The organism is Streptomyces sp. NPDC090442 (assembly GCF_044769405.1).
Taxonomy (GTDB): domain Bacteria; phylum Actinomycetota; class Actinomycetes; order Streptomycetales; family Streptomycetaceae; genus Streptomyces.
Map to the genome: position 1 here is coordinate 1 of NZ_JBIVXW010000166.1, position 4,933 is coordinate 4,933.

Sequence of the window (4,933 nt, forward strand, 5' to 3'; positions counted from 1 at the left end):
GTCACCGCACCCCAACAGCACCGCGCAGCGGACAACTCGACCCGCCCCGCGCAGCGGACCGGCAGCGGACAACTCGACCCGTCCCGCGCAGCGGATCGGCGCCGCGCAGCGGACCAAAGCTCTTGCGCCGCAGGCGCAAAGAACAGCACCCCCACGGCGGGACAGCCAACAACGTGGGAAGCCTAAGCCCAACGCAGGGACTGACGCTGGCGGCCCAGTCCGTCGACCTCCAGCTCCACCACATCCCCCGCCCGCAGATACGGCTTGGGTTCGGGTTGGCCCATGGCGACGCCGGCCGGGGTTCCGGTGTTGATGACGTCGCCCGGGTACAGGGTCATGAACTGGCTGACGTAGCGGACCACTTCGGCCACCGGGAAGATCTGCTCGGCGGTGGTGCCGTTCTGCTTCAGTTCGCCGTTGACCCAGAGGCGGATGCCGAGCGCCTGCGGGTCGGGGACCTCGTCGGCGGTCACCAGCCAGGGGCCCAGCGGGTTGAACGTCTCGCAGTTCTTGCCCTTGTCCCACTGGCCGCCGCGCTCGATCTGGAAGGCGCGCTCGGAGACGTCGTGCGCCACCGCGTAACCGGCCACCGCCGCCAGCGCCTGCTCGTGGGTGTCCAGGTAGCGGGCGGTACGGCCGATGACCACCGCCAACTCCACCTCCCAGTCGGTCTTCACGCTGCCGCGCGGGATCAGGACCGGGTCGTCGGGGCCGACGACGGTGTCCGGGGCCTTCATGAAGAGGATCGGTTCCTCGGGGGTGGTGGCCCCGGTCTCCCGCGCATGGTCGTGGTAGTTCAGCCCGATGCACACGATCTTGCCGATGCCGGCGACCGGCGGGCCGATCCGCAGCCCGTCGGCGTCGCGCGGGGGCAGGTCGCCGGCGGCCGCGGCGGCCCGGATCCGGGCCAGCGCGGCGTGGTCCGCGAGCAGCGCGCCGTCGATGTCCGTGACCAGGCCCGACAGGTCCCGCAACACGCCGTCCGCATCGAGCAGCGCCGGGCGTTCCGCCCCCACCGTTCCGACACGCAGCAGCTTCATCGTCACAACTCCCGTGGTCGAAGGGTCGGTCGGGGGAGGTCCCCCGGACCGGCCGATGGGGGACGGCCATCGAGCGATTCGGCTGATCGTCCAAGAACGGGGTCCACTCCGCAAGACCCCGTTCACGGACTGGACCGTTACTGAGAGGTAGTAACGGTCGGTCCGGAGCCCTTTCCGCCCCGGTCCCCGCCTGCTGGCTTACCCGGCCGGGACTCCCGCGCCGCGGCGTTGGCCCGGGCCCGCGCCGCCCGCTGGCGTGCGGCCCGGCTCTTCGGCCCGCCCGACCGCGACGACGCGAGGGGGGAGGGTGTCGACGACGCCGGCTCCTCCTGGGCGTCCCCGGTCGCCTGCGGGCCCCGCGTCGTGTCCGGGGCGTCCTGGACAGCGCCTCGGTCCGGCGCAACGGCGGTGCCCCGCACCGCCTTCCGCTCGCTGGCCGGCGTGCGGTCCCGGTGCAGCAGGGCCCGCTCGCAGGCCGTCCAGGTCGTGGTGGTCACCACGTAGAGCCCGGCGGCCAGTGGCACCACCGCGAGGGTGATCAGAGTGCCGAACGACAGCAGCGGCATCAGCTTGTTCAGGGTGCCCATACCGGGGGTCGCGGTGTTCGCCGCGGGGGGCGGGGCCGCGGCGGCCGCGGTCCGGGCGCGTCGGTAGTTCCAGGTGGCCACCGCCGCGATCACGGCGAACAGCGCGAGGTAGACCAGCCCTTGGGAGCCGGCCACCCCGCCGTCGGCGAGCGCCTGGCGCCAGTTCCCGCCGAGCGGGGCGCCCAGCAGCGTATGGCCGAGCAGGGTGCCGCTCCCGGTGGAGAAGAGGTGGTACATCACGAAGAAGACCGGGAGTTGGAGCAGCGTCGGCAGGCAGCCGGCCAGCGGCGAGGAGCCGTTCTTGGCGTACAGGTCGGCCATCGCCTGCTGGAGCCGCTCGCGGTCGCCGTGGTACTTGCGCTGGAGGGCGGCGACTTGGGGGGCGAGGGCGGCGCGGGCCTTCTCGCCGCGGGCGGCCGCCCGGGCGAGCGGGTGCAGGGCGGCGCGGACGCCGAGGGTGAACAGGACGATGGCGGCGGCGGTGGCCGCGCCGCCGAAGAGCGGTTCGACGACCTCGGCGGCGCGTTCCAACGCCGCGCCGAGGATGGTGAAAACGGACATGGCTGAGCCCTCCACGGGTCTCGTCGTGCCGAGGGGAAAGGAAGACGGCATGACGAACCGCGCGGACCCGCGCCGACGCAGGAGCAGTACGGGACGGACGTCCGGAGAGGCCCGGTACTCCGTATCCGTGGGACTACGCGTACGCCCGCGCGTAGTGGTGCGTGTGCGGCGTACGGAAAAGCGTCGGGGCGGCTACGCGGCCGTCGGGAGGGCGCGGCCGGGGGCTCGGGGGCGCGGGCGGCCCGCGGCGTCGGGGTCGCGTTGGGGCAGGAAGGCCGTGCGGCGTTCTCGGTCGCGGATGGCCGTGCGTATGCGGCCCGGTGGTACGGGGCGGGCGGTGGCGGCCAGGGCGAGGGCGCTGCACAGCAGCAGCACCGCGGCGGTGGTCGCGGCGGCGGCCAGCGTCGTGGTCAATCCGGTCTGCGCGAGCAGGAGTCCGGCGAGCAGGAAGAACAGCGCGCTGGTGTAGAGCCGCCAGGCATCGGCGATGCGGAACATCCGGCGTCCCCCCTTCCGCGCTCCCCCGCGCTTCTCGACCGACACCTCAGCGGTCGTCGGCCCGACCGTCCGTTCCAGAGTAACCGCACGCACGAGCGATCACGACTGCCCGTTCGAGGATTCACTCTTGGCGGTGACGGGTCGACGTGACGGTGACGGGACGGCCGCCGTGGTGCCGGGTGGGGGCCCGGCACCACGGCGGCCGATGAGCGAGGGCGCGCGGGCCGGTCAGCCCGAGGACACCCCGGCCCCGGCCTCGACCTTGTTCCCGACCCCGGGGAACTCGTCGTCCAGCGCCAGGACTTCGGCGTCCGGGCGGTCGTCGGAACGTTCCCGGGGGCCGAGCCAGGTCACCGCGAGGGCCACCGCCACGTTCAGCGCAAGGCCGACGATGCCCGCGTTCATGCCCCAGATCGGGTCGTGGCCGCTGAAGACCAGGACGCAGACCAGGGCGAAGCCGGCCGCCAGGCCGCTCACCGCCGCGTACATCGTCAGGCGCCGCCACACCAGTCCCAGCAGCAGCATCGGCACCAGTTGCGCCATGCCCTCGTACGAGATCAGGGAGAGGCGGACCAGGGTGTTGGGGGCGGTGTAGGTGAGGAGCAGCGCCAGGCCGCCGGCGGCGACCACGACAACCTGTGACCAGAGTTTCTGACGGGACGCCAGTTTCGGTACGGCGCCCAGCACGCTGCGGCCCCACATGGTGCCGATGACCAACATGAAGACCGCCATCGGCACGATCGAGGAGAGCGCGGCCGCCACCCCGATCACCCCGACCGCCCAGGCCGGCAGGGAGTCCACGACCAGTTTGAACAGCGCCAGGTTGGAGCCGGCGCCGGTCAGGCCGGGGACGACGAACAGCGCCGCCAGCCCCAGCAGCATCGGCACGAACAACAGGACGTTGTAGAAGGGCAGATACATGGCGTTGCGGCGGAGCACGTCGGCGTTCCGGGCGCCCAGGTAGCCGGCCACGGTGGTCGGAAAGATCACCACCGTAAGGGAGTTGATCACGGTGGTGGTGATGAACCAGGACTGGCCCAGGCCGCCGGAGGCGTGGCCGGGGAAGGTCAGCCACTGCGGCTTCTCGGCCACGATCCGGTCCAGGAAGGGGCCGTAGCCGCCGAAGTAGTGCAGCGGGACGTAGATCGCGAGGAAGCCGAGGGTGACGATGACCAGGATGTCCTTCAGGACCGACACCCAGGCGCTGCCGCGCAGCCCGCTGACGACGACGAACGCGGTGGTGACCGCGAAGCCGATGAAATAGGCCCAGTTGAGGCTGATCGCGCCGTAGGAGATGGTCGAGACGACCACGCCCATGCCGGTGATCTGGAGCTGGATGTAGGGCAGCAGGCAGACGGTGGCGAGGACGGCGACGGCGGCGCCGAGCCAGGGCCGGCGGTAGCGGTGGGCGACGATGTCGGTGATGCCGACCAGGCCGTGGCGGCGGGCGTAGGCCCACAGCATCGGGCCGACGACGTAACCGATCGCGTAGCCGCAGGACATGTAGGCCAGGACGTAGAGGACGGGGGCACCGAAGTTGTAGCCCCAGCCGGCGGCGCCGAGGTAGCTGAAGCTGGTGTAGCTCTCACCGGCCATCAGCACCCAGATGAAGACGGTGCCCAGGCTCCGGCCGCCCACCGACCACTCGGTGAGCCCGCCGCCGGCGCCCCGGCCGCGGACCGCGAGCAGCCCGAGGGCGACGGTCAGCACCATGAACCCGGCGAAGATCGCGGTGGCGACGGTGGCGTTCACGCGCGGCCCCCGGTCGGCGCCTCGCCCCGGCCGTGACCGCGCCGCAGGTCACCGCGGCGCGCCAACCAGACCGCCAACGGGGTCAGCAGGGTGGCGAGCAGCATCCAGAAGAACAGGAACGGCAGGCCGAGGACGGTCGGGGTGACCCGGTTGACGAGCGGCAGCACCACCAGGAACAGCACGTAAGGCAGCAGCAGCCAGAGCAGCGCCGGACGCCGTCTCGTTGCACTTGGCCTGTGCCCCACGTTTTCGGCTTTCCCGCCGTGGGTCGGAATTCGCACGTCGGCCGAGCCTAGTCGCTGCGCTTGGGCTGCTTCCCACGTTGTTGGCTTTCCCACCGTGGGGGTGCTGTTCTTTGCGCCTTGCGGCGCGGGCCGGTCCGCTGCGCGGGGCGGTGCCGATGGGTCCGCTGCGCGGGGCTGTCGGCTGCGGTGACGGGCCTCCGGGGGTGGTAGGCCAGACTGCTTCGCTTTACGTCTGGCCTACCACCCCCCG

The 4,933-nt window shown here is 72.1% G+C and carries 5 protein-coding genes; all 5 read right to left on the minus strand.

Features of this window, described 5'->3' with window-relative positions; translation table 11 throughout:
• Positions 1–182: 182 nt before the first annotated feature.
• The 5 genes from ACIQU6_RS43735 to ACIQU6_RS43755 all read right to left on the minus strand — a co-directional run bounded on the left by ACIQU6_RS43735 (position 183) and on the right by ACIQU6_RS43755 (position 4,683).
• Entirely contained in the window at positions 183–1,040 is an 858-nt protein-coding gene (locus ACIQU6_RS43735) for a fumarylacetoacetate hydrolase family protein (RefSeq protein ID WP_403488161.1), read from the minus strand.
• A 137-nt stretch (positions 1,041–1,177) separates the two neighbouring features.
• The gene (locus tag ACIQU6_RS43740) at positions 1,178–2,188 is read right to left on the minus strand and encodes a YidC/Oxa1 family membrane protein insertase (RefSeq protein ID WP_403488163.1); all 1,011 of its coding nucleotides are present in this window, start codon (positions 2,186–2,188) and stop codon (positions 1,178–1,180) included.
• Between the two features lie 192 nt (positions 2,189–2,380).
• Positions 2,381–2,686, minus strand: a complete 306-nt coding sequence (locus ACIQU6_RS43745; protein WP_274915535.1) for a DUF6412 domain-containing protein — start codon at positions 2,684–2,686, stop codon at positions 2,381–2,383.
• Between the two features lie 228 nt (positions 2,687–2,914).
• Entirely contained in the window at positions 2,915–4,438 is a 1,524-nt protein-coding gene (locus ACIQU6_RS43750; RefSeq protein WP_403488165.1) for a sodium:solute symporter, read from the minus strand.
• Entirely contained in the window at positions 4,435–4,683 is a 249-nt protein-coding gene (locus tag ACIQU6_RS43755) for a DUF3311 domain-containing protein (RefSeq protein ID WP_403488167.1), read from the minus strand. Before ACIQU6_RS43755 ends, ACIQU6_RS43750 begins: the two co-directional genes overlap by 4 nt.
• Positions 4,684–4,933: the final 250 nt, after the last annotated feature.